General features: G+C 42.7%; 25 protein-coding genes and 1 pseudogene. 12 read left to right on the top strand and 14 right to left on the bottom strand.

The annotated features are described in order from the left end of the window. The first annotated feature begins 8 nt into the window (after positions 1 to 8). The 3 genes from rlmB to lgt are packed head-to-tail and all read left to right on the top strand — an operon-like array spanning position 9 to position 3,322. Positions 9 to 761, top strand: coding sequence for a 23S rRNA (guanosine(2251)-2'-O)-methyltransferase RlmB (gene rlmB, locus I6E11_RS11340; protein WP_235338113.1), 753 nt, complete (start codon positions 9 to 11; stop codon positions 759 to 761). A 17-nt stretch (positions 762 to 778) separates the two neighbouring features. Then, positions 779 to 2,479, top strand: a complete 1,701-nt coding sequence (locus I6E11_RS11335) for a tetratricopeptide repeat protein (RefSeq protein ID WP_235338112.1) — start codon at positions 779 to 781, stop codon at positions 2,477 to 2,479. A gap of 12 nt (positions 2,480 to 2,491) precedes the next feature. Next, entirely contained in the window at positions 2,492 to 3,322 is an 831-nt protein-coding gene (lgt, locus tag I6E11_RS11330) for a prolipoprotein diacylglyceryl transferase (protein ID WP_235338111.1), read from the top strand. Between the two features lie 83 nt (positions 3,323 to 3,405). Here lgt and I6E11_RS11325 read toward each other — a convergent pair whose 3' ends face one another. Together I6E11_RS11325 and nadC are read right to left on the bottom strand one after the other, a co-directional pair. Then, on the bottom strand, positions 3,406 to 4,014 hold the full coding sequence (locus I6E11_RS11325; RefSeq protein ID WP_235338110.1) for a DUF4923 family protein: 609 nt from the start codon (positions 4,012 to 4,014) through the stop codon (positions 3,406 to 3,408). Positions 4,015 to 4,016: 2 nt separating this feature from the next. Continuing rightward, positions 4,017 to 4,871, bottom strand: a complete 855-nt coding sequence (nadC, locus tag I6E11_RS11320; RefSeq protein ID WP_235338109.1) for a carboxylating nicotinate-nucleotide diphosphorylase — start codon at positions 4,869 to 4,871, stop codon at positions 4,017 to 4,019. An 88-nt stretch (positions 4,872 to 4,959) separates the two neighbouring features. Between nadC and rlmH the strand changes: the two genes are divergently transcribed. Next, positions 4,960 to 5,433, top strand: coding sequence for a 23S rRNA (pseudouridine(1915)-N(3))-methyltransferase RlmH (gene rlmH, locus I6E11_RS11315; RefSeq protein ID WP_235338108.1), 474 nt, complete (start codon positions 4,960 to 4,962; stop codon positions 5,431 to 5,433). A 67-nt stretch (positions 5,434 to 5,500) separates the two neighbouring features. Here rlmH and I6E11_RS11310 read toward each other — a convergent pair whose 3' ends face one another. Next, complete coding sequence (locus tag I6E11_RS11310) at positions 5,501 to 6,388, bottom strand: glucosaminidase domain-containing protein (protein WP_235338107.1); 888 nt, start codon at positions 6,386 to 6,388, stop codon at positions 5,501 to 5,503. Between the two features lie 297 nt (positions 6,389 to 6,685). Between I6E11_RS11310 and I6E11_RS11305 the strand changes: the two are divergent. Next, positions 6,686 to 7,582 (top strand): annotated as a pseudogene (locus tag I6E11_RS11305) (phage integrase SAM-like domain-containing protein); the annotation flags it as partial. A 75-nt stretch (positions 7,583 to 7,657) separates the two neighbouring features. Beyond that, on the top strand, positions 7,658 to 9,028 hold the full coding sequence (gene mobV, locus I6E11_RS11300) for a MobV family relaxase (RefSeq protein WP_235338118.1): 1,371 nt from the start codon (positions 7,658 to 7,660) through the stop codon (positions 9,026 to 9,028). A 77-nt stretch (positions 9,029 to 9,105) separates the two neighbouring features. On the opposite strand, the gene I6E11_RS11295 is transcribed toward mobV, so the two are convergent. Beyond that, the gene (locus I6E11_RS11295) at positions 9,106 to 9,669 is read right to left on the bottom strand and encodes a Crp/Fnr family transcriptional regulator (RefSeq protein ID WP_235338106.1); all 564 of its coding nucleotides are present in this window, start codon (positions 9,667 to 9,669) and stop codon (positions 9,106 to 9,108) included. A 157-nt stretch (positions 9,670 to 9,826) separates the two neighbouring features. Between I6E11_RS11295 and I6E11_RS11290 the strand changes: the two genes are divergently transcribed. Together I6E11_RS11290 and I6E11_RS11285 are read left to right on the top strand one after the other, a co-directional pair. Then, the gene (locus tag I6E11_RS11290; RefSeq protein ID WP_021928755.1) at positions 9,827 to 10,153 is read left to right on the top strand and encodes a DMT family transporter; all 327 of its coding nucleotides are present in this window, start codon (positions 9,827 to 9,829) and stop codon (positions 10,151 to 10,153) included. Positions 10,154 to 10,168: 15 nt separating this feature from the next. Further along, the gene (locus I6E11_RS11285; protein WP_072546245.1) at positions 10,169 to 11,371 is read left to right on the top strand and encodes an MFS transporter; all 1,203 of its coding nucleotides are present in this window, start codon (positions 10,169 to 10,171) and stop codon (positions 11,369 to 11,371) included. Positions 11,372 to 11,841: 470 nt separating this feature from the next. Here I6E11_RS11285 and I6E11_RS11280 read toward each other — a convergent pair whose 3' ends face one another. From I6E11_RS11280 to araJ, 3 genes are all read right to left on the bottom strand, one after another. Beyond that, positions 11,842 to 12,387 (bottom strand): 7-carboxy-7-deazaguanine synthase QueE, encoded by a 546-nt coding sequence (locus I6E11_RS11280; RefSeq protein ID WP_235338105.1) that lies wholly within the window; start codon positions 12,385 to 12,387, stop codon positions 11,842 to 11,844. Next, positions 12,374 to 12,706, bottom strand: a complete 333-nt coding sequence (locus I6E11_RS11275; RefSeq protein WP_235338104.1) for a 6-pyruvoyl trahydropterin synthase family protein — start codon at positions 12,704 to 12,706, stop codon at positions 12,374 to 12,376. The genes I6E11_RS11280 and I6E11_RS11275 overlap by 14 nt, the downstream gene beginning before the upstream one ends. 135 nt (positions 12,707 to 12,841) lie before the next feature. Continuing rightward, a complete protein-coding gene (gene araJ / locus I6E11_RS11270; RefSeq protein ID WP_235338103.1) occupies positions 12,842 to 13,993 on the bottom strand; it encodes an MFS transporter AraJ in 1,152 nt (383 codons plus the stop codon). 180 nt (positions 13,994 to 14,173) lie between these two features. Between araJ and I6E11_RS11265 the strand changes: the two genes are divergently transcribed. Beyond that, a complete protein-coding gene (locus tag I6E11_RS11265) occupies positions 14,174 to 14,929 on the top strand; it encodes an arginase family protein (protein ID WP_235338102.1) in 756 nt (251 codons plus the stop codon). Here I6E11_RS11265 and I6E11_RS11260 read toward each other — a convergent pair. The 3 genes from I6E11_RS11260 to I6E11_RS11250 all read right to left on the bottom strand — a co-directional run bounded on the left by I6E11_RS11260 (position 14,917) and on the right by I6E11_RS11250 (position 16,423). After that, on the bottom strand, positions 14,917 to 15,321 hold the full coding sequence (locus I6E11_RS11260) for a DUF4890 domain-containing protein (RefSeq protein WP_235338101.1): 405 nt from the start codon (positions 15,319 to 15,321) through the stop codon (positions 14,917 to 14,919). The genes I6E11_RS11265 and I6E11_RS11260 overlap by 13 nt on opposite strands. Continuing rightward, a complete protein-coding gene (locus I6E11_RS11255) occupies positions 15,306 to 15,479 on the bottom strand; it encodes a hypothetical protein (protein ID WP_235338100.1) in 174 nt (57 codons plus the stop codon). Before I6E11_RS11255 ends, I6E11_RS11260 begins: the two co-directional genes overlap by 16 nt. Positions 15,480 to 15,586: 107 nt before the next feature. Continuing rightward, complete coding sequence (locus I6E11_RS11250) at positions 15,587 to 16,423, bottom strand: ADP-ribosylglycohydrolase family protein (protein ID WP_235338099.1); 837 nt, start codon at positions 16,421 to 16,423, stop codon at positions 15,587 to 15,589. A 128-nt stretch (positions 16,424 to 16,551) separates the two neighbouring features. Here I6E11_RS11250 and I6E11_RS11245 point away from each other — a divergent pair, with 128 nt between their 5' ends. The 3 genes from I6E11_RS11245 (at position 16,552) to guaA (ending at position 19,649) form a co-directional block, all read left to right on the top strand. Then, positions 16,552 to 17,112, top strand: a complete 561-nt coding sequence (locus I6E11_RS11245) for a hypothetical protein (RefSeq protein ID WP_235338098.1) — start codon at positions 16,552 to 16,554, stop codon at positions 17,110 to 17,112. A gap of 80 nt (positions 17,113 to 17,192) precedes the next feature. After that, on the top strand, positions 17,193 to 17,984 hold the full coding sequence (nudC, locus tag I6E11_RS11240) for an NAD(+) diphosphatase (protein ID WP_235338097.1): 792 nt from the start codon (positions 17,193 to 17,195) through the stop codon (positions 17,982 to 17,984). A gap of 111 nt (positions 17,985 to 18,095) precedes the next feature. Continuing rightward, on the top strand, positions 18,096 to 19,649 hold the full coding sequence (gene guaA / locus I6E11_RS11235) for a glutamine-hydrolyzing GMP synthase (RefSeq protein WP_235338096.1): 1,554 nt from the start codon (positions 18,096 to 18,098) through the stop codon (positions 19,647 to 19,649). A gap of 234 nt (positions 19,650 to 19,883) precedes the next feature. On the opposite strand, the gene I6E11_RS11230 is transcribed toward guaA, so the two are convergent. The 4 genes from I6E11_RS11230 to I6E11_RS11215 all read right to left on the bottom strand — a co-directional run bounded on the left by I6E11_RS11230 (position 19,884) and on the right by I6E11_RS11215 (position 22,184). Beyond that, positions 19,884 to 20,450, bottom strand: coding sequence for a YdeI/OmpD-associated family protein (locus I6E11_RS11230; RefSeq protein ID WP_235338095.1), 567 nt, complete (start codon positions 20,448 to 20,450; stop codon positions 19,884 to 19,886). Then, the gene (locus I6E11_RS11225) at positions 20,437 to 20,880 is read right to left on the bottom strand and encodes a hypothetical protein (RefSeq protein ID WP_235338094.1); all 444 of its coding nucleotides are present in this window, start codon (positions 20,878 to 20,880) and stop codon (positions 20,437 to 20,439) included. The genes I6E11_RS11230 and I6E11_RS11225 overlap by 14 nt, the downstream gene beginning before the upstream one ends. 75 nt (positions 20,881 to 20,955) lie before the next feature. Further along, positions 20,956 to 21,564: a hypothetical protein gene (locus tag I6E11_RS11220; RefSeq protein ID WP_235338093.1), complete on the bottom strand. Its 609-nt coding sequence runs from the start codon at positions 21,562 to 21,564 to the stop codon at positions 20,956 to 20,958. A gap of 11 nt (positions 21,565 to 21,575) precedes the next feature. Then, a complete protein-coding gene (locus tag I6E11_RS11215; RefSeq protein WP_235338092.1) occupies positions 21,576 to 22,184 on the bottom strand; it encodes a DJ-1/PfpI family protein in 609 nt (202 codons plus the stop codon). Positions 22,185 to 22,336 lie beyond the last annotated feature (152 nt).

The following is a 22,336-nucleotide window of genomic DNA, read 5'->3' as shown; positions in this document are numbered from 1 at the left end:
GAACAGATATGATAGAAAAAAATGAAATGATATTCGGTGTAAGAGCCGTAATAGAAGCAATACAGGCAGGAAAAGAAATTGACAAAGTCCTGGTGAAGAAAGATATCCAGAGCGACCTGTCAAAAGAACTTTTTGCCGCATTGAAAGATACCCAGATTCCGGTACAGCGTGTTCCGGTAGAGAGAATAAATAAAATAACCCGCAAGAATCACCAAGGAGTAGTGGCTTTCATCTCTCCTATCACATACCAGAGAACTGAAGACATCGTACCGTTCCTGTTCGAACAGGGCAAGAACCCGCTGATAATACTCCTTGACGGGTTGACTGATGTTCGCAACTTCGGTGCAATAGCACGTACTTGCGAGTGTGCAGGTGTGGATGCCATAATCATACCTTCAAAAAATAGTGTAAGCGTGAATGCTGATGCCATCAAGACTTCTGCCGGAGCGCTCCACACAATACCTGTATGCCGCGAAAGCAATATCACAAACACTATCAAATTCCTGAAGGACAGTGGTTTCAGCATTGTTGCAGCTACAGAAAAAGGTGATTACGACTATACTAAGGGTGACTATACAAAACCAACTTGTATAATAATGGGAGCAGAAGACACTGGTGTGCCTTACGAACATCTTGCACTCTGCGACGAATGGATTAAGATTCCTCTATTCGGTACAATAGAATCACTCAACGTATCTGTAGCAGCAGGAATCCTTATATACGAAGCCATCAAACAGCGTGGTTTCTCTACCGAAGAATAATAATACCAGACAATATCATGAGGGAAACAATATTCATAACACTCTGCGCCTTAAGCATTAACGGCCTATGGGCGCAGGAATTGCCCAAATGGGCTAAGAAAGCCAGAAAAGCTGTTTTCTCTGTCATCACATACAATGCAGACAATAAGATATTGAACACAGGAAACGGCTTTTACATTGACTCGGAAGGAACGGGTGTTTCAGACTACAGCCTGTTCAAAGGTGCTCACAGAGCAGTAGTTGTTACAGCCGACGGCAAGGAACTGCCTGTAACACTCATTCTGGGAGCAAACGACATGTATGATGTGGTCCGTTTCAAGACAGAAACAACCAAAAAGCAGGAATCTCTTTCAGCTGCATCTACTCCCGGAAAAGCAAACGACAAAGTATATGTAATGCCATATTCCACACAGAACTCTGTAAACGGAATTGCAGGAACAATACAGAACATTGACTCAATAAGTAAAAACTCTTTCTACTACACACTCTCTATGAGCACAGGAGTGAAAGACGTAAGTTGTCCGCTTATGAACGAAAACGGAGAAGTAATTGGTATGATTCAAAGAAACTCCGACAGTGAGGACAAGAAAAGTTATGCCCTTGGAATAAATTATGCAAAAAGTCTGTCAATCAATGCTCTTTCAGGCAGCGATACCACATTGAAATCCATCAAAATAAAGAAAGGACTTCCTGAAGACGAGTCGCAAGCATTGGTTTTCCTCTACATGATGTCATCACAACTTGAGGCAGAAGAGTATCTTTCTATACTTAATGATTTCATAAAAATGTATCCAAACAATATGGAAGGCTATCTCAGACGCGCTACATATTATATGGACAAGAACTCTGATGAAATCGTAAGCACTGTAGAAGAAAACTTGCAGAAAACAGTTGATGTTGCAGAGAATAAAGCAGAAGCACACTACAATATTGCAAAACTGATATACAACTATAGTATCAGTAAAACTCAAAAGCCAGAAAAAGCAAACTGGACTCTAGAGAGAGCCTTGGAAGAAATAAACAAAGCTGTTTCAGAATCTGGCGAAGGTTTGTACTATCAGGTGCAGGGAGATATATACTTTGCAATGAAAGATTACAGCAATGCTGCAACAGCCTATGAGAATGTATGCAAGACTCCCCTAGCCTCAGCATCAGCATTCTATGCAGCTGCCAAAGCCAAGGAACTGGTGGAAGGTACAGACAAAAAGGAGATTATTGCCATGATGGACAGCGCAGTGGCATATTATAATCCTCCGTATGGAAAAGATGCAGCACCATACCTGTTCGAGCGTGCACGTGTAAAATCAGATGCAAAGATGTATCGCGAAGCAGTATTGGACTATAATTCTTTCTACGATGCTATGTTAGGACAGGTTTCTGCTGAGTTTTACGTAATCCGCCAGCAGGCAGAAATGCAGTGCCGCATGTATCAGCAGGCTATAAACGACATTAACAAGGCTGTGGAACTTGAGCCAAAGAACACTGCTTACTGGACAGAAAAAGGCAGTGTACACATACGTCTAAACCAGAATGACGAAGCAATAGCAGCTTTGGAAAAGGCCGTATCACTTGACCCGAAGAATGCCGATGCATACCGTATGCTTGGTTACTGTCAGGTAAAAGGAAAGGACAAGAAAAAAGGACTTGAAAACCTGAACAAGGCAAAGGAACTGGGAGATACAGTAGCCGAAGACCTGATAAAGAAATACTCTAAATAACAGACGGACATAATGAACCTAATGTATATAAACTGGAATCCCGACCCGATAATCTTCACTTTAGGAGGGTTCAGCCTAAGATGGTACAGTGTGTTTTGGGTAATTGCAATAGCATCGGCCAGTATCGTGGTACACAAGATTTTCCAGAAGAGAAGGATGTCCGAAGATGATTACAACAAGCTGTTTGTCTACTCATTCCTAGGCATATTTATCGGAGCACGCTTGGGACACTGTCTGTTCTATGATTTCGCATATTATTCCGACCATCTGTTAGAGATAGTCCTCCCCGTAAAATTCCTTCCGGACGGTAGCTGGAAATTCACCGGATATGCCGGTCTGGCAAGCCACGGAGGAACAATGGGACTTATGCTTACTTTATATCTGTTCTGCAGGAAAACGAAAATTACATATCTGCAGATACTTGACATAATAGCTATGGCAGCACCTCTTGCAGCAGGCTTCATCAGAATAGCCAATCTGATGAATTCGGAGATTATTGGCATGCCTACTTCACTCCCGTTTGGTTTCATATTCGAACAGGTAGACAGTCTGCCAAGACATCCGGCACAGCTATATGAAGCAATAGCATACTTCATCATTTTCGGAATAATGTGGTACGTACAGAGCAAAGTAAAATCCTACAAGGACGGACTATACTTCGGTATCTGTATATTCTCAATCTTCATATTCCGTTTCTTTGTGGAATTCATCAAAGAAAGACAGGTGGATTTTGAGAACTACATGATGATAGACATGGGACAGATATTGAGCATCCCATTTATAATCCTTGGGCTATATTTCATAATCAGAGGATTGAAAAAGGATACTGTAGAAAAGCAATAAAACTCTCGTATATATACGAAAGAAAGGGGCGAAACCGGGAATAACCGATTTTGCCCCTTTCATATTTTTCTATGTGTTGCAGATTACTGTCTTTTCATCTCAAAACCTATCAACAAGCCATCATACTGAGACAACACTGTGTTCAGTGTACTTACAGTGGCATTTGATGATTTACCGGCTATGGCACCTGTCACAGTCTGTGCAAGAGACATAAGCTTGTCGGCATTGAAAAGCAGGCTCATAGAGCCACCATCCAAAAGTGAAGTAGATATCTGGGCAGTCATTTTCAGCCCAATCTTGGTCTTCAAAGTAATCTCCTTGGTATCCTTATTATAACTGTACGTACCGTTTACTGTATGTCCTGCCACAGTTGATGTATAAGTGCTGTCGGCATTGAACACATACACTGTATTCTCATTGAAACCAAGCTTTGAAAGGTAATTGCTCATCTGTTCCTCTACCTTTTTTGCGGCTACCTCTCCACCTACATTAGACAACAAATCATCACCCTGAAACTTGCAGTCAGGAGCATTATATCTCCAGGTACCTACTATTGATACACTCTCATTTACTTTGGAAACCGTTTCTTCCACCTTGTTCACTACCCCGCCAAGTACCGATTTCCAGTCCTGTGCAGATACTGCTGTACTTACAGTAAGTATCAAACCCAACAGAAGATATTTCCCAGTCATAATCAGCAAGCTTTAAAACTCATGTCGAGTCCCTTTACAGAGTGTGTAAGGGCACCTACAGAAATAAAATCAACTCCACATTCTGCATAATCGCGAAGAGTGTCGAAAGTAATACCTCCGGACGATTCTGTTTCATATCTGCCGGCAACCATCTCTACAGCCTTTCGTGTGTTTTCAGGAGTAAAGTTGTCAAGCATGATGCGGTCCACGCCACCAAGGTCGAGTACCTGCTGAAGCTCGTCGAAGTTACGAACCTCGATTTCAATCTTCAAGTCTTTACCTTTGGCCTTGCAATATTCCTTGGCACGATTGACAGCCTTATCAATACCTCCTGCAAAGTCCACATGATTGTCCTTAAGCAGAATCATATCGAACAAGCCGATACGATGGTTCACACCACCACCAATCTTCACAGCCATCTTTTCCAGGATACGCATACCCGGAGTAGTCTTTCTTGTATCAAGTACGCGAGTCTTTGTACCTTCCAGACGTTTCACATACTTGTTTGTCATAGTAGCAATACCACTCATACGCTGCATGATGTTCAGCATCAGGCGCTCTGTCTGAAGCAAAGACTGAATCTTTCCTTCCACTATCATGGCAACATCACCCGGCTTAACGTGTGCACCGTCGTTGATGAAAACCTCAACCTTCATAGTCGGGTCAAAACGGTGGAACACTTCCTTGGCTATTTCAATACCGGCCAGAATACCTTCTTCCTTAATAAGAAGTTTTGACTTACCCATTGCATCAGCAGGGATACATGATAGTGTTGTATGGTCGCCATCGCCTATATCTTCAGCGAAAGACAGATCTATCAGGCGGTCTATCAAATCTTTTACTACTTTTTCGTCCATAATGTTACAGATTTATTGAATTATAATGCAAAGGTATAGATTATTCGTATCTTTGCAAAGCCGTAATTTATAAAAACAGAAAACGAATATGAAATTTATATTACTTGTAGTAGGCAAGACAGTGGAAAAACACTACATCACTGCCATAAACGACTATGTGGAGAGAACCAAACACTATACTTCGTTCGATATGGAGGTAATCCCCGAACTGAAGAACACCAAGAGCCTGAGTATGGAACAGCAGAAAGAGAAAGAAGGCGAACTGATTCTGAAAGCCATACAGCCGGGCGATGTAGTGGTGCTGCTGGACGAACACGGCAAGGAATTCCGTTCCATAGAGTTTGCCGACTGGGTTGAAAAGAAGATGCACACTGTGAACAAACGTCTGGTATTCATTATAGGTGGTCCTTACGGATTTTCCCAATCGGTATATGCAGCTGCCCAAGAGAAGATTTCACTTTCGAAGATGACATTCTCGCATCAGATGATACGCCTCATATTCGTGGAACAGCTATACAGGGCAATGACTATCCTTAACAATGGTCCTTATCATCACGAATAATATCCATAAAAAACAGAAAATCCGCTTCCCTACTTTATATGAGAGAAGCGGATTTTCTGTCTGTACACTATCTTAAGCGGAGAATGTCACCCACCTTAGGAGCCGGAGCATCTTCGTCCATTTTGTTCATCTTGTAAAGATATTTCAATTTGATTCCAAACATCTGCGAAATGGAATACATCGAATCGCCAGCCTTGACCACATATACTATATGGTCTTTTGTGGCCTTCTTGCGTTTCTCCTCCAAATAGATAACCTCCCCACCACGGAACACATAGTCCTTTGGCAATTCATTGTACTTGCGGAGTTTGCGGCTGCTGATATCGAATTCATAACCCAACGACTTGAATGTATCTCCCCTGCGTGCTATGACATACAGCATTTCGTTAGCCAGATACGGCTGATGAGGATTAGGAACTTTTTCCACCCATTCCAAACCACCTTTCTTGTCATACTGGTCGAGGTCATAAAGTTCGATAATACTTATCAATCTGTCGGCATATTTCGGATCCGTAGCATATCCCGCTTTCTTCAGTCCGCGTGCCCAACCTTTATAGTCGGTTATTTTCAACCGGAAAAGGAAAGCATATCTTGCTCCTGTACGCAAGAATTTTGAATGATCTTCATACGACTCACGTGCATGTTTGTATGCCCTGAAACACTCATTACGATGATCATCGTCATGACGCACCGTACGTCCATCCCACGAACTGCCGCATTTTATACCGAAATGATTGTTAGATTTCCTTGCCAATGTACTCCTTCCTGCTCCGGATTCCAATAGTCCTTGGGCAAGAGTGATACTGGCAGGAATGCGATATTTCTTCATTTCCTCGACTGCTATTCCCCTATACTTCTTTATATAATCCTCGTAGGCCTGATTTCTTTTTTGTGCAGATACCGAAACTGAAAGTCCGGCAATTAATATTAAAATAAGTGTCAGATATTTCCTCATGTCTTTAATCTTGAAAAACTGTTACAAACTTACGGAAAATCTATGGAAAAACCTCCAAAATTCGGCAGATTAACGCAATGTAATCTGTGAATTAAGTAGTTAGGAGAAAATCGCGGAAGTTGGATAGAGGGCTGAATAGCGTTTCAAAGCGGATTGGAGAAAGAGAACGGTTTCCTAATCGTTACCCGTCAGAAATGCAGATTTAACAGTCACCGTTCCGTTTGCCCGCTCTGCGTAGGTTTGCTTGTCAAGGTTTAACTCGTTGATTTATAGTTTTGCAACCAAAAAAGAACGAGTATGACAAGGAGCACATTTCGCGTGCTGTTCTATGCGAACGGCAGCAAGGAGAAGAATGGAACTGTCCCCATCATGGGACGGGTTACAATCAACGGAACGGTGGCGCAGTTCAGTTGCAAGCGGAGCATCTCAAAAGAACTTTGGGATGCAAAGGGCAACCGTGCCAAAGGCAAGAGTTTGGAGGCAAGGGAAACGAACCTTGCGCTTGACAACATCAAGGCGCAAATCATCAAGCACTACCAGCGCATATCCGACCGTGAGGCGTTTGTGACGGCAGAGATGGTACGCAACGCCTATCAGGGCATAGGCGGCGAGTATGAAACGCTGCTCAAAGCCTTCGACCGTGAGAACGAGGTGTTCAAGAAGCGTGTCGGCAAGGACAGGAAACTGGCGACCTATCAGTCAAGGGTAGTGGCAAGGAACTATGTGGCGGCGTTCATCAAGTCGTTCTACAAGCGCAGCGACATGTCGATGCTGGAGCTTACGCCCGACTTCATCAAGGAGTTTGCGGTCTATCTCTCCACGGAAGCGGGATTGCGCAACGGCACGATATGGGAAAAGTGCATGTGGCTGAAAGGTGTGGTGATGCGTGCGCACTTCAACGGGCTGATACCGAGAAACCCGTTTGCGCAGTTCCACATCAGCCCGAATGTCAAGGAGCGTGAGTTTCTGACGGAGGATGAGTTGAAGGCGGTGATGACGCACGAGTTCTCAGACCCGAAACTGGCATATATCCGTGACCTGTTCGTGTTTGCGAGTTTCACCGCCCTTTCTTTCGTGGACATCAAGGAACTGACCAACGACCGAATCGTGGAGGTGAACGGCGAGAAGTGGATTATCTCCAAGCGTCACAAGACGGGCGTACCTTTCCAAGTAAAGCTGCTGGACACCCCCGTTTGCCCCGTGCGGCACGACTGCAGGCGGACGGATACCGACAAACAATTTGTAGAACCAAAAAAACAAGAAACAAACATGGGATACATAAGCATCCAAATCAACAAGGCGAAAGGGTCGGCTGACACGGGCGCATCCGACCATATAGAACGCAAAACAATGCCCAAGAACGCAGACCCTACACGTACACATCTCAACCGTGAACTGGTGGAGTTCCCTGATGGAGTGTCCGACCGTACCGAAGCGATAAGCCACCGTATCCGTACGGCAGGCATCAAGCGTAAGATAACCCCCGACCAAGTGCGGGCAATTAGAATCGTGCTTTCGGGTACGCACGAGGATATGATGAAAATACAGGACGAGGGCAGACTTGACGAATGGTGTGATGACAACCTGCAATGGCTGCACTATACCTTCGGCAAGGAAAATACAGTTTCGGCAGTGCTGCACATGGACGAACACACGCCGCACATCCATGCAACGGTCGTACCGATAGTGACGGGAGAGCGCAGGAAAGCCAAGAAGAAACAAGCGGACAGCAAACGCACCTACCGCAAGAAAGCCAACGCCGTGCGTTTGTGTGCCGATGACCTCCTGACCCGTGAAAGGCTTGTCGCTTACCACGACAGCTACGCCGCAGCGATGGCGAAGTACGGATTGCAGCGTGGCATACGAGGTTCGGAAGCACGGCACACAACCACCGCCCAATACTACCGTGACCTGAAACGGCAGACGGGAGAGCTTGAAGCCAACGTGCAGCAGTTGCAGACCGAACGCCAACAGGCAAAGCAGGAACTTGACGAAGTCAAAAAAGAAATCAAGTCGGAGAAGCTGGAAGCCGCCAAGACCGAGGCGAAAGCGGCACTCGTGGCAAAAGTAGGTTCTCTTTTGGGTAGCGGCAGACTGAAAGAGTTGGAAGCCGACAACCGAACCTTGCAAGGCGAGGTTGCCGCCCGTGACGAGAGTATCGAATTATTGCAAAAGCAGATGGAGCGGCAGCAGGAGGAACACAGCCGCCAGTTGGTGGAACTGCAAGCCAAGTACCGCAGGGAAATGGCGGACAAGGAAGCGACACACCAAGAGGAAGTGTCATTCCTAAAATCCATTATCCAAAAAGCCAAGAAATGGTTTCCGCTGTTTCAAGAGCTGGTGTATATGGAGAAGTTCTGCCTTAAAGTCGGCTTCAACGAAAGGCAGACTGCCACGCTCATCAGCAGCAAACCGCTGTTCTACAAGGGCGAGCTCTATTCGGAAGAGCACAGGCGGAAGTTCACGACCGAGGAAGCAGGCTTCCAAGTGGTAAAAGACCCGAAAGACATGTCCAAGCTTGCACTTGCCATCAACGGGCAAGTGATTGGAGAGTGGTTCGAGGAGCAGTTTGGCAGGCTGTTCTCATCCGTTAAAAGGACGGTTGAACCGCTTAGGAGAGGCAAGGGCATGGGATTATAAACAATACCAACGGAAGAATAGCAAGTTTGTGTTTGGGGCAGACCAAAACCGCTTGCTATCCTCAGTTGGTTGAAACGTCATTTTATTTGTGCCCGAATCCTACTCAAACTTGCCTGTGTGATGCCTAAATAGGTTGCGATACTTCCCAATGGTAACCGTTGCAACAAATCAGGCTCTTTCTCTAACAACTCCTTATACCGTTCCGAAGCGATGGCAGACAACATGGAAATCAATCGTTCCTCAGTGGCAAGTAATTCCATTTCCGCATAACGCCGCCCCCAATTGGCGATGTGCAAGTCTTCTGAAAACAGTTCTTTCAGTTTTTTTCTTTCCAATACATACAGGACTGAATCCTCCATCAGCTCCATCGTTTCATATCCCGGCTCATCGTTCACGTATCCTTTCATGGAAACGAGAGTCGCCCCTTCCTTGCCGACCCAAAAGGTAATGTCCTTTCCGTCCACCGAAGTATAGGCGCGGACAATGCCTTTCTTGATGAAAAAGATGTCCTTCTCCACCTTGCCACTTTCCAGCACGCGGAAGCCTTTGGGATAGGAAACTTCCGTCAGGCATTGCCGCAACTTGTCCAAAGACGCATCCGGCATGGCATATCTCTGGTTGATGATTTCCTTTATATCCATAAGTCATTTTGTTGTGGTACAAAATTATAAAATAGCGCACAGAAACAGCTGCTAACGGCTGTTTTTTTGTCAAATGCAAAATCCGTTTTTACCAAATGTAAAAAACGGTTAGAAATTACTTGCTTACTTTTGCACCCGAATTTAATAAATCATAGGTATGAATTGGATAATTTTATTTTTGGCAGGATTGTTTGAGGTAAGCCTTACATTCTGCTTGGGAAAAACGAGAGAGGCATCAGGTATTGGTTTTTATCTGTGGGGAAGCGGTTTCTTGGCTTCCACGGTATTGAGTATGGCATTACTTGCCAAAGCGGTTCAGACTTTGCCTTTGGGCACGGCATACGCCATTTGGACGGGTATCGGAGCGGTCGGCACGGTCTTGATTGGGATATTCGTTTTCAAAGAGCCGGCCACTCCCATACGGCTTTTCTTCCTGTTCACGCTCATTGCCTCCTTGATTGGATTGAAAGTTGTGTCATACTGAAAGGAGGAATAAATGATGAAATATGAATTGAGAGAAAACCACGGCATTCCGGCACCTCTGCTGGCTCTGCTGGCAGTCGCTACCGGGCTTTCCGTTGCCAACTGCTACTACAACCAGCCTTTGTTGGGCAGCATGGCAAAGGATTTTGGGGTAAGCGACTTTTCTGCCAGCATGGTTGCGACATTGACCCAGATAGGTTATGTAGTCGGACTTGTGTTTGTCATTCCGCTTGGCGATTTGGTTTCACGAAAGCAGCTGATATTGACCAATTATATCATTTCATCGTGCGCATTGCTTGCCATAGCACTTGCCCCTAACATCTATTGGGTGTGGGGCGCATCCTTGCTTGCCGGAGCATCTTCGGTTATGCCGCAGTTCTTCATCCCGTTGGTGTCTTTCCATTCAGCACCAGCACACAAGGTACGCAACGTGGGGATTATACAGTCCTGTCTGCTCATAGGCATTCTTGGCTCACGGGTGTTAAGTGGTTTCCTGGCTGATATGTGGGGATGGCGTTCCGTCTATTTTGTGGCTTGTGTGTTTATGCTCGGATGCTTTCTTATGATTTACAAGATGCTTCCCGTTCTGCCTGCTCGTTCACGTGAAAATTATGCGGGTCTGATGAAATCCTTGTTGCGTCTGCTTGCCAAATACCCGTACTTGCGTATCGCTTCGTTGAGGGCGGCATTGGCTTATGGCTCGTTCTTTGCGTTGTGGAGTTGCCTTGCTTTCCGGATGAAGCAAGAGCCATTCTTTGCGGATGACGATATTATCGGGGCACTCGGTTTGTGCGGATTGGCAGGTGCGTCTACGGTTGTATTCATTAGCGGCTATATCCAGAAGTACGGCGTAAGGTTCTTCTCCATTGTCGGGGGATGTGTTATCTTAGCTGCATGGTTGTTGGCATTTTTTGGAAATGACAGCTACTTGTGGATGATAATCGCCATCCTTTTGATTGATGCAGGAATGCAATGCATCCATTTGTCAAATCAGACCAGCGTGGTCTCCCTTGACGCATCCGCCATCAACCGAGTCAATACCGTTTATATGACCATCTACTTTCTGGGCGGTTCTGCTGGTACGTTCGTTTCAGGTCTGTTTTGGCAACATTACGGATGGGCAGGCGTGGTAGGAGTAGGAGTTGCCTTTACCGTGGCTTCCTTGTTCGTTAATTGCTTCCAACCAAGACTGCATAAGGATGAATGCTCAATATTCTGACTAAAATAATTTTTGGAATGATCCTTTCAGTCTGAATATTTTTCATACCTTTGTACCGTAAGAGTTTCCCGAACAAGCAAAGCGATGCAGACCACGGCAATTAGAACGGTTACCAACTCATTACCCGAAAACGAGGTAATTCTTCTAACTCTCTTGATTTCAAAGAGGTATATTCCTTATACAGATTTACGGAAAAAATATGACTTAGACTGTAGCCTGTAAGATGTTTTTTTCGTTTTCAAAGGTTTACGAGAATAAAATTATTGTCCAATAATTTGAGATATAAGGTAAAAAACACAGGATTTTTTAGAGTGACACGTTCGTGTAACTATAGTAACACCCTCGTGTAACTGTAGTAACACGAACGTGTAACGAACGGAACACGTACGTGTAACGGTAATTATGTATAGGAATTTTCCCGGTTTATTCTTGTGAGACAGAAAACAATATCTTTTGATGAAAACAGGATATTATGGAATATCAATAAGTTTATGTGTCTGAAGGCTTAAACGCCACTGAGGATGTTCTTTTATATAGGATATCACGTCATTAGTGTTTTGTCCCGAACATGGCTGCAGGAAGTAATGGCTTGCAGACAGTTTTAAGTATGGAGACACGTCCTGACCTACGTATACCACTTTCACTTCGTCCATGCAACGTACTTTCAGCATAGCACCTTCCTTGGGCGAACACGTAACCCAGTCTATATCATCAGGCAACACACATGTTCCATTGGTTTCTATCGCTATATACTTTCCGGCTGAATGCAATGCCGTAGTAAGTTTGCCGTCAATCCACAATCCCGGTTCTCCACCCGTAAGAATTACCATCCTGCATGGATATTTACAGACTTCCGCCACTATTTCATCATCTGACATCATCCGGCCTTCTTCATGCTGAGTATCGCAGAAGTTGCATTTCAGATTACACCCTGAGAAACGTACAAAAACTGCAGGAGTCCCTGTGTGAAAGCCTTCGCCCTGCAAACTATAGAAAATTTCGTTAATCTTTCTCATAGATGGCCGTATTACATTCCGATTCTTTTACTTCTACCTTGAAACAATGTGGAACCTGACTGCAAACCCAGAAAGCGATATTTTCTGCCGTAGGATTGAAAGGCAGCACATCATTCAGATTGTTATGATCCAACTGCTTTTCTACTGCCTGCTTGATGTGAGTAAAATCCACCACCATACCGTTTTCGTCAAGCTCTTTCGAGCGACAATATACGGTTATAATCCAGTTGTGACCATGAAGCTTCTCGCATTTGCTCGGATAAGACAGACGCAGCGAATGCGAGGCTGAAATTTCCATCCTTTTGATTACTGTGTACATAATTGATACGTTAGTTTAGATTAATACAAATTTGCTCCTGCTTAATGTCACCTCGGCAGTTATATCGACGCAAAGATAAAAAATATCCAAAGATATTCGATTAAAAAGAATTGGTACGTCGGTAATTTTTTATCATTACTTTACCTCATATTTCGCCTGATAACGCTTGTAGAAGATAACAGCCAGTATGAAACCTACCATAGCAAATGGAACTCCTACGATGGCAGCATACTGGAAACCGTTATTTACCGCAAGGCCTCCGGCATATGCTCCCACGGCATTACCAAAATTGAAAGCTATCTGAATGCATGCCCCTCCAAGCATCTCCCCACCCGGAGCTACGCGTATGATAAGCAGCTGTTCCGGACTTGACACGGCAAACAGTCCTGCTGTGCAAAGAAACATAAGCGATACTGAAAGCCACGGATTGGGTGATAAAAAGAAGATAGCCAACAGAATCATACATATACCACCCTGAGCAATCATAAGTACGCGACCAGGGGTATAACGGTCGGACATTCGTCCGCTAATGAGATTTCCCACTACCATACCAAAACCGGCAAGCACCATCAGCGCCGTCATACTGCTTTCAGAGAAACCGGAAACATTGGTCAACAGCGGACTGATATAGCTGTACCAGCAGAACACTCCACCATTACCCAACGCCGTAGCACCAAGAATCAGCCAAGGAGCCGGAGTACGGAGAAAACGGAACTGCCCCTTGAAACCTACATCCTGCAAACCTTCTACCACAGGCACCCATCGCCAGATGTAATAGAAAACAATTATTCCCCAAAGTCCTACAAAAAGGAATGTGGAGCGCCATGAAATGAGATGACTTAACGATGTTCCCAACGGGACGCCAAACAGATTGGCTACAGTCATTCCGGCTATCATAATGGAAACAGCCTCAGAACTTTTGCCTTTATCGGCCAACTTTGACGCCACAATAGAGGCCACACCAAAATATGCCCCATGAGGCAAACCCGAAATGAAACGACCAATCATCATGACCCAATAATTAGGCGCCATAGATGCACATAGATTTCCAACCACAATAAGCGATACAAGTGCCATAAGCAGATGCTTGAGCGATTTCTTTCGTGCAAGAACCAATACCGGGGCACCAAAGCACACACCCAAGGCATAGGCAGAAATAAGATGACCGGCTTCGGATATACTTATCCCAAAATCGGAAGCTACATAAGGCAATATACCCATCATGGCAAACTCTGCCATTCCCAATGCCAAAGTACCGAAAGCCAGTGCAATAAGACTCTTCTTCATAATTCTATCTATATACGTTAATCAATGAATATTTTATACGCAAAAATCGTCTGCAAAGTTATATCTTATGTTTTAAAACATAAAAATATTCTATAATTGTTTTTTGTACAATTATTCTTAAAGAAGAATACAATGGCTGATTTTTTCGTATCTTTGAGCATACGACAAAAAAACACATATATGGGAAACGATATTGTAATTATTAACTTTTCGGATATCTACACGGAAGAGACATTCTATAAAAACGAGAAAATAAAATGGATAAACTGTACGGATATATCAGGGACCAACTGTTTTTGCGATAAAGAGGCATCGGACGAAATTTGCAGACGCATAGAGAATCTACCCCCACAAGGCATCCATTTCATCGACTCCGGGAACTATCATTACGTGTCAAAATTCTTTACTGATAAAATAAAGGAAGATTTCATACTAGTGGTGTTTGACCACCACCCGGACATGCAGCCTTCACTGTTCGAGGAACTCCTGACATGCGGCTCGTGGGTAAAAGCGTCAATAGACACAAACAAGCATCTTAAAAAGGTAATTCTGATAGGGACATCGGACGAACTACTGAATAAAATTGACAAGAAATATACAGACAAGCTTATAGAATTCAAAGAATCACAACTGGAAGACCATGAGGCTTGGCAGCGCTTTTACACCATGCATTTCGACCTGCCTATATATATTTCAATAGATAAAGATGTACTCGCACCCGAAGAGGATAAAACAAACTGGGATCAGGGAAAGGCAACGATGCAGGAATTGAAACATCTGCTATCTATATTACTGAAACACAGCAGAATTATAGGTATTGACATTTGTGGCGAATGCAAATATTCCATACTCGGCATGAATGACGATAATGTACGAAAAGATAATGAAATAAACAGACAACTGGCAAACCTAAGCCTGCAGGATTATAAATCCTGAGGTTTAGGTTCTTCTTTATCAAAAGAAGGTCTTTCCGGAGCTTTCGGCTTCATTTCAAGCCACTTATCATATTGCTCGTCGTTAAGAATCTTACGAATCTTCTTAAGCATCTTCTCTTCGCGCTCCTTCATCTCTTCAGCCATTTTTTCCTTGATATGCTCAGGTGGCATCTTCGGGCCTCCTTCCCCAAACTCCGGACGATTGCCACCCATGGGAGGAAATCCGCTACCCATAGGAGGCTGCCCCATTCCCATAGGAGGTCTTCCTCCATTCATCGGCGGCTGCCCTCCACCTAATGAAAACATCTTCTCAATCTTTTCTTTTTCTTCCTTAAGATAAAGTTTGTAAATCTTTTTATACTGTTTTTCCGTAAGGTTCAGAAGACTGTCCATTTCATCAGCCTTTTCCTTGCTGCCCTTTCAGGATTAGGAACTTCTTTCTTCTGCTCCATTTTTTGTGGTTCATCATAAACTGTACCTGCAACTGAAATATTCGATGACAGTAACAGCATTGTTGCAAATACCATAGCCAACGTTTTCTTTCCTCTCATAATTGTCTTTTTTTATAGTTGTTTCTAGCGACAAAAATATGAAACGTTGTGGCAATAGTAAAACTTAATCCACGAACCGGGGATTTATGACTACCAAATGAAGAATATCACCTCCTTTTCATCAATCCCAACACATGTTTAAATCTGAGCGGAAGCAAAGCCATTGCCCTATTCACCATATAATTTGGAATATACTTATAATATGCCTCTGCTATGCTCCCGGTGATACAAGCCAATGTGTCACTGTCGCCTCCTATAGATATTGCCCTGCGAATGGCACTTTCAAAATCATCACTCACCAAGAAGGCGATAATGGCTTGCGGCACGGTACCCTGACAACTTGAATCCCATTCGTAAGTATCATGAAGATATTCCCAGGACAGGTCAAGATTGTAATGAAATTTCGTAGTGATATAATTTTTAATATCATTCTTCGATAAACCGTTTCTTGCCATATAGATGGCCGCCGATACGGCTTGGGCTCCTTTTATTCCTTCAGGATGATTGTGTGTTATGGCTGCTGCCGTCTCTGCCACCCTTAATGTGGTTTCCATATTATTATATAGCCAGCCTATGGAAGACGTACGCATGGCAGAACCGTTACCCCATGAATTATACGGACAACGTCCGGATGACGATTTCGCATTATGACAATCTATCAGATTCTCCGGATGAAAAAGCCAAGTATGGAATCTGGTTCCATATCCTCCCATCGGGCATGGGAATTCTTTTGCCATATCCACCATAACGTTCTCAAGCAGCTTCGTCTGAAAATCGACAGGTGCATTAATTTCATTCATTAATGCCCATTCTGCCACAGCCATAGTCATGACCGTATCGTCAGTGAAATTACTCCCGCAAGGAAACATTTCGAAATTGTAATCTTTTGTATTGCTGAATTCATATACAGAACCTGCAATATCTCCTATAATAGCTCCAAGCATATTTATAACATTTTATTTGCTCAAAGTTGCTGTTTTATTTTAATGAATGCAAATTTTATGAATATCATTTGACCGTTTAATTGCATATATTGTACGTTTTTCCGAATATTGCACAAAAATTACAAATCATGGAATTGACAGAATATTTAGACAATTTTGAAGATAAACTTCAGCAGGAGATATTGAGACTTTGCACAAACTATAAATTTCTTGATGGCAAACTACTTGCTACGGACGATATAGACAATTACTGGCAGGTACTTGCACCTGAATATCTGGCAGATGCAGTGGAACAGGTTCAGGAATACCCAACAGTGTCAGTAGCATGGGCTGCATATTTGGGTATTGCTGTCGCCTTCGGATGGGACATCGACTGGAATACTATCTCCAAAGCCAAGTATAAGGATTTTTACGGAGAACAGGGATTTGATGATATGGACGAACATTTGATACGTGACGTAGTAGGCATCCCACTTGACAGTCAAGAAGCAAAAGACCTGGAAGAGATGATAAGAAGATGCGCACAAAAAGCAATAGACCTTATCAGACATGAACAGATAGAACCACAAAGTCCTGTGGCATTTCATGTGTTCACACGTGCCGTAAGAGTGATGTACAGAACAGGAGCTGCCATACAACTCAAAAACATGGGTTATAAATTCGAGGAAGTGAGTTTTGGAGACTGCTAATTGCAAAGACTTTTAAAAGCTATTTAAACACCATTCAAACAGTATTTAAACACTATCAAAATACGACGTTAGAGATAAAAATGGAAGAAAAAGAAAAATTCGGATGGTTCGTATTCAATTCCGGACAACTACTGATAGTAAAAGATTCCGAGGGTAAGTATCACATACCATTCGGTGAAGAACCCCCGGTGACAGTTCCGATAGGCAGCACCATACATACCATAGGAGAAATTTACGGACATACAGCAAAAGCATATGCCATACACACCCCTGTTTCGGGAAATGAAGACAGCGAAATGATGATGAAAGACCTGAGAGCCTCATACGACGTACTTCCGTTCGAAGAATACTACAGAGCCGGGAAAGCATCACAAATACTGAACTGGGACAAGAACAGCCGTTACTGCCCTATGTGCGGTGTCCCTACAGTGCAAGTCTCTCCTATCGCAAAACGCTGTCCCGAATGCCGTCAGGAATTCTATCCCCGCATATCACCTGCCGTTATAGTTCTTATCAAGAAAGATGACCAGGTGCTGCTGGTACATGCAAAGAACTTCCGAGGACAATACAAAGGCCTTGTAGCAGGTTTCCTTGAAGCCGGCGAAACACTTGAAGAATGTATACGCCGCGAAGTGATGGAAGAAACAGAGCTGAAGATTAAGAATTTGAGATACTTCGGCAGTCAACCGTGGCCTTACCCGAGCGGTATAATGATAGGTTTCATAGCCGATTACGAGAGCGGAACTATCAAGCTTCAGGACGAAGAACTAAGTGCCGGAGAATTCTATTCGCGCGACAATATGCCGGAAATTCCGAAGAAACTCAGTATAGCCAGACAGATGATTGATGCCTGGCTGGAAGGAAAAGTGTAAGGCAGTTTCTGTATAATCAATGTATAAACACAATTTAATGGGATTTTATAAAAATAATATCCCTACTTTTTATTAACTTTGCGCAGTTATTATTTTAACCAATAAACTTATATGCAGGAAAAGATTATTATTCTCGACTTCGGTTCACAGACTACACAGCTCATTGGTCGCCGTGTCCGCGAACTGAACATGTATTGCGAGATTGTTCCCTACAACAAGTTCCCACACAATGACCCGTCTGTTATTGGTGTAATCCTTTCAGGTAGCCCATTCTCAGTTTATGATGAAAAGGCTTTCAAGGTAGACCTTACTGACATCCGTGGCAAATATCCTATCTTGGGTATATGCTATGGCGCACAGTTCATGTCGTACACTAACGGTGGTAAGGTAGAACCAGCCAACACACGCGAATACGGACGTGCACATCTGGCTAAGTTCGACCATCAGAATCCTCTTCTCAAGGGCATCCGCGAGAACTCACAGGTTTGGATGAGTCATGGCGACACAATCACTGCAATACCTGAAAACTTCGAAATCATAGCTTCTACCGACAAGGTAGCAGTAGCTGCTTATCAGGCAAAGAACGAAAAGCTTTGGGGTGTTCAGTTCCATCCGGAAGTATTCCACTCAGAAGATGGTACTCTGCTTCTGAAAAACTTCGTAGTTGACATCTGCGGCGGTAAACAGGACTGGAGCGCAGCATCATTTATCGAAACTACAGTAGCCGAACTAAAGGCTCAGCTTGGTGATGACAAGGTGGTACTTGGTTTGAGTGGTGGTGTTGATTCATCTGTAGCAGCAGTTCTTCTTAACAAGGCTATCGGCAAGAACCTTACATGTATCTTCGTTGACCACGGTATGTTGCGTAAAAACGAATTCAAGAACGTTCTTCACGACTACGAATGCCTCGGTCTTAACGTAATAGGCGTTGATGCAAGCGAGAAGTTCTTCAGCGAACTGGCAGGTGTTACAGAACCGGAACGTAAACGTAAGATTATAGGTAAAGGCTTTATCGACGTATTCGACAAAGAAGCTCACAAGATAAAGGATGTTAAATGGTTGGCTCAGGGTACTATCTATCCTGACTGCATCGAGTCTCTTTCTATCACAGGTACAGTAATCAAGAGTCACCACAACGTAGGTGGTCTGCCAGAAAAGATGAACTTGAAGCTTTGCGAACCATTGCGTCTGTTATTCAAGGACGAAGTTCGCCGTGTAGGTAGAGAACTTGGAATGCCTGAACATCTTATCACTCGTCATCCTTTCCCAGGTCCTGGTTTGGCTGTACGTATCCTTGGCGATATCACTCGTGAGAAAGTACGTATTCTTCAGGACGCAGACGATATCTTCATCCAGGGATTGCGTGACTGGAAGACTAAAGATGCCGAAGGAAATGAAACATCTTTGTACCATCAGGTATGGCAGGCAGGTGTTATCCTGTTGCCTGTACAGAGCGTAGGTGTGATGGGTGACGAACGTACTTACGAACGTGCCGTTGCATTGCGTGCCGTAACAAGTACAGATGCCATGACTGCTGACTGGGCTCATCTTCCATATGAGTTCATGGCAAAGGTTTCAAATGATATCATCAACAAAGTGAAAGGCGTAAACCGTGTTTGCTACGATATCTCTTCAAAACCACCTGCAACAATTGAATGGGAGTAATTTAAACCCTATTTATAGCCTTTCTAAAGGCATTTGGAGTAGCCTCAACTTGAAAAAAGTTGGGGCTATTTTATTGATTTACAGTTGAAAAGCACGGTATAAAGCATCAGGCATATATTTTCACATTTATATTAATGTATTCAAATTGACACCAGTTTTTGACACCACTTATATATCATATGTTTCCTATCATTAATAATACAAGTTAAAATGAAAAGCTATAAGTGAATACGTCTATAATCTTCCATTGTCATTCCATTCTCCGTAGAGAAGTCCTTTTCGGGTATTTTCTATGAATTTATTCAGGCGACTTTCAAAAAGTTCGGGCTGATTCCTCTTGATTTGGATAGTATCAATCCTGATACGCTTATATAAATCAGGGAATTGGCAGAAGTTGTTCCACACTACAGTGTCGGATTGCAGCCTCTGTAATATATCCTTATCTATGGTAAAGCTATTAGGCGACATATCCGGTAAAACGGCTCTTCCGGCATCTGTCATCAAGCCTAATCGTTCCATTCTGCGGCATCTTTCTTTATTGAGTTCGGACCAATTGCTTCTTGGTTTTCTGGGACAAAGTTTCTGGGCTGTTACGTCATCTGCTATTTTCTTAGTAGTACTGTCTATCCAACCGAAACATAGAACTTCTTCTACAGCATCGATATACCAGAAAGTATTGTCATCTGTAGGTCTTCCACGTTTCACCACTACCCAACATTCTTTCTCCGTTCTGTGGTTCTGTATTAACCATTCACGCAGTTCGGTTCTTGATTTGACATCCAGTAAATTATGAATTTCCATTGTTTGTTGTTTCGATTTGCATTTTACAATTTTGACTTCCCCTTAAAATAGATTCGCAGATTGCTACCTGAAATGTCTTATCTTTCCATAGTGAATGCAAGACATAAAGGATGCTTTGTCTGGAACACTCACAAAGTAATGGAGTAGAAACATATCCTCGCCGATGAAGCATACAGGTACATTCCATAAAATACAGATGATAAACAGAACATTTTTCAATGATTTCGGTTCTCACACCAGGAAGTTTGTCTGCTTCCAGAAAGAAAGTGTCTAAATCACCATTTGCTTTCTCATATAATTCCTGATAGATTTGCAGCGTTCCGCAGTTTACACAATTTTTTCCACATTCCGAAAAGAATGAAGCCAGTTGTTCCGAGTTCAAACAGCTTATACCTTTTTCGAATCCTTTAAACCAATCAGATAATTCCATATAATTACATCGCTATATTAATCTTTGAATAACCAACCTGTTGCTTATTTAGGGAAAATAAGTTTTTCTTTATATCTATACCTCTTTTGATATATATGGAGGATAATCATCTTTTGATAATCTTTTTTCCAATGTTCTCGGATTGACATCCCAAAGTATAGGAAGATACTCATACACAACTTTCCCATTATCAAGATAAATACGGACTTTAGAATCGAAAGCTACAGGCTTATATTTATCTTCTCCAATAGGATTATCCCTATATAGCAATTGATTTTCCCGCCAACAGAGTTCCTTACCATCAAAGATAACATCAAATATACCATATACAACAGCCTCCATCGTTTGATTTAGAACTGTTGTAGAAACACAATGCATATACCCTGTTAAGTGATTTGTACTTTTTCTCATAGCCAGTTCATAACAAAACACACTTGTCCCAGTATAGTCTTTAGCTATGGTAGTTCTTACTCCTTTTTCATCTAAATTATAAATCAGTTCATGTGTTAGTGTTGTCATATTAAACTTAAAGCCATTTTCAGTTTTTACCAAATTGGAAAATATCATTTGGTCGTTGTATATACCTTCCAGTTTCCCATTTCCAAGTGTGTAAACAACCTCATCGGTAACCAATTTTTTATTAATAAGGCTATTTTCTAAAAAATGAAATATTTTGTTATTCATATTCAATTAATTTATGGAAATAACGTACAAAAACCCTCTTTATTGAAACGGTAGAACATTTCAATCTGTTCCGGTGTGTCATTTTCCAGCAGAAGCAACAGTTCTTTTGCAAACTCCAATTCCCCGGTTCCATTGGCAGTTACGATAAGTTTATCGCTTACAGCCTGTTTGTTAATATATCCTGCTTGGTTAGTGTAATTGTTCCCTCCCCACAGCTCCAATTGTTCTAATCCATTTCCCGTGTGTTTGACATTGTTCAGGAAACCATGTTTAGCCAGAAAAGAAGCTGCATTGCATATTGCGCCGACAATAATTCCTTTTTCAATAGCCTTTCTGACGATAGGAATTACCTTATCTGATATTTTTTCGTCCAACCAGCCATAACCACCTATTAGTATGAGCGCTGCATATTCATCAGGCATTGTATTAAAAGAATAATCCGGTATAGTTTGGAAACCACCACATGAACGGATTGGTGTTAATGTTGGAGTAACAACCTTATTAATATATTTAGGATATTTTCTTATGCCATTTTCATCACAATTGATAGCTGAAGCGAGAAATACCGATTCATGATCAGCATAGTTATCAAGTAATAAATATAAAACTTCGTTCTTCATTTTTAATTTATGATTATTAATTACAACTTTTCGTGTGCAAATTCTCCATTAATCCAAAATGTTGTTTCTTTGCCTTTGCGTATGTATCTTCGACATTTGTACAAATTCCGTAGAAACACCATTTTTTGTTTATGTCTAGCATTGAATAGCAT

The organism is Bacteroides caecigallinarum (assembly GCF_021531075.1).
In the GTDB taxonomy this organism is placed as follows: domain Bacteria; phylum Bacteroidota; class Bacteroidia; order Bacteroidales; family Bacteroidaceae; genus Phocaeicola; species Phocaeicola caecigallinarum_B.
This window is presented reverse-complemented; position numbering and strand designations above follow the sequence as displayed.

Excerpts from the sequence above, each read along its gene's own strand:
- nudC (WP_235338097.1), top strand. The coding sequence starts at position 17,193 with ATGGAAGAAAAAGAAAAATTCGGATGGTTCGTATTCAATTCCGGACAA.
- mobV (WP_235338118.1), top strand. The coding sequence starts at position 7,658 with ATGGGATACATAAGCATCCAAATCAACAAGGCGAAAGGGTCGGCTGAC.
- I6E11_RS11225 (WP_235338094.1), bottom strand. The coding sequence starts at position 20,880 with ATGGAATTATCTGATTGGTTTAAAGGATTCGAAAAAGGTATAAGCTGT.
- nadC (WP_235338109.1), bottom strand. The coding sequence starts at position 4,871 with ATGGACGAAAAAGTAGTAAAAGATTTGATAGACCGCCTGATAGATCTG.
- I6E11_RS11265 (WP_235338102.1), top strand. The coding sequence starts at position 14,174 with ATGGGAAACGATATTGTAATTATTAACTTTTCGGATATCTACACGGAA.
- rlmH (WP_235338108.1), top strand. The coding sequence starts at position 4,960 with ATGAAATTTATATTACTTGTAGTAGGCAAGACAGTGGAAAAACACTAC.
- I6E11_RS11255 (WP_235338100.1), bottom strand. The coding sequence starts at position 15,479 with ATGAGAGGAAAGAAAACGTTGGCTATGGTATTTGCAACAATGCTGTTA.
- I6E11_RS11295 (WP_235338106.1), bottom strand. The coding sequence starts at position 9,669 with ATGGATATAAAGGAAATCATCAACCAGAGATATGCCATGCCGGATGCG.
- I6E11_RS11260 (WP_235338101.1), bottom strand. The coding sequence starts at position 15,321 with ATGGACAGTCTTCTGAACCTTACGGAAAAACAGTATAAAAAGATTTAC.
- I6E11_RS11290 (WP_021928755.1), top strand. The coding sequence starts at position 9,827 with ATGAATTGGATAATTTTATTTTTGGCAGGATTGTTTGAGGTAAGCCTT.
- I6E11_RS11230 (WP_235338095.1), bottom strand. The coding sequence starts at position 20,450 with ATGGAAATTCATAATTTACTGGATGTCAAATCAAGAACCGAACTGCGT.
- rlmB (WP_235338113.1), top strand. The coding sequence starts at position 9 with ATGATAGAAAAAAATGAAATGATATTCGGTGTAAGAGCCGTAATAGAA.
- guaA (WP_235338096.1), top strand. The coding sequence starts at position 18,096 with ATGCAGGAAAAGATTATTATTCTCGACTTCGGTTCACAGACTACACAG.
- I6E11_RS11275 (WP_235338104.1), bottom strand. The coding sequence starts at position 12,706 with ATGTACACAGTAATCAAAAGGATGGAAATTTCAGCCTCGCATTCGCTG.
- I6E11_RS11335 (WP_235338112.1), top strand. The coding sequence starts at position 779 with ATGAGGGAAACAATATTCATAACACTCTGCGCCTTAAGCATTAACGGC.
- I6E11_RS11280 (WP_235338105.1), bottom strand. The coding sequence starts at position 12,387 with ATGAGAAAGATTAACGAAATTTTCTATAGTTTGCAGGGCGAAGGCTTT.
- I6E11_RS11310 (WP_235338107.1), bottom strand. The coding sequence starts at position 6,388 with ATGAGGAAATATCTGACACTTATTTTAATATTAATTGCCGGACTTTCA.
- I6E11_RS11325 (WP_235338110.1), bottom strand. The coding sequence starts at position 4,014 with ATGACTGGGAAATATCTTCTGTTGGGTTTGATACTTACTGTAAGTACA.
- I6E11_RS11285 (WP_072546245.1), top strand. The coding sequence starts at position 10,169 with ATGAAATATGAATTGAGAGAAAACCACGGCATTCCGGCACCTCTGCTG.
- I6E11_RS11220 (WP_235338093.1), bottom strand. The coding sequence starts at position 21,564 with ATGAATAACAAAATATTTCATTTTTTAGAAAATAGCCTTATTAATAAA.
- I6E11_RS11245 (WP_235338098.1), top strand. The coding sequence starts at position 16,552 with ATGGAATTGACAGAATATTTAGACAATTTTGAAGATAAACTTCAGCAG.
- araJ (WP_235338103.1), bottom strand. The coding sequence starts at position 13,993 with ATGAAGAAGAGTCTTATTGCACTGGCTTTCGGTACTTTGGCATTGGGA.
- I6E11_RS11215 (WP_235338092.1), bottom strand. The coding sequence starts at position 22,184 with ATGAAGAACGAAGTTTTATATTTATTACTTGATAACTATGCTGATCAT.
- I6E11_RS11250 (WP_235338099.1), bottom strand. The coding sequence starts at position 16,423 with ATGCTTGGAGCTATTATAGGAGATATTGCAGGTTCTGTATATGAATTC.
- lgt (WP_235338111.1), top strand. The coding sequence starts at position 2,492 with ATGAACCTAATGTATATAAACTGGAATCCCGACCCGATAATCTTCACT.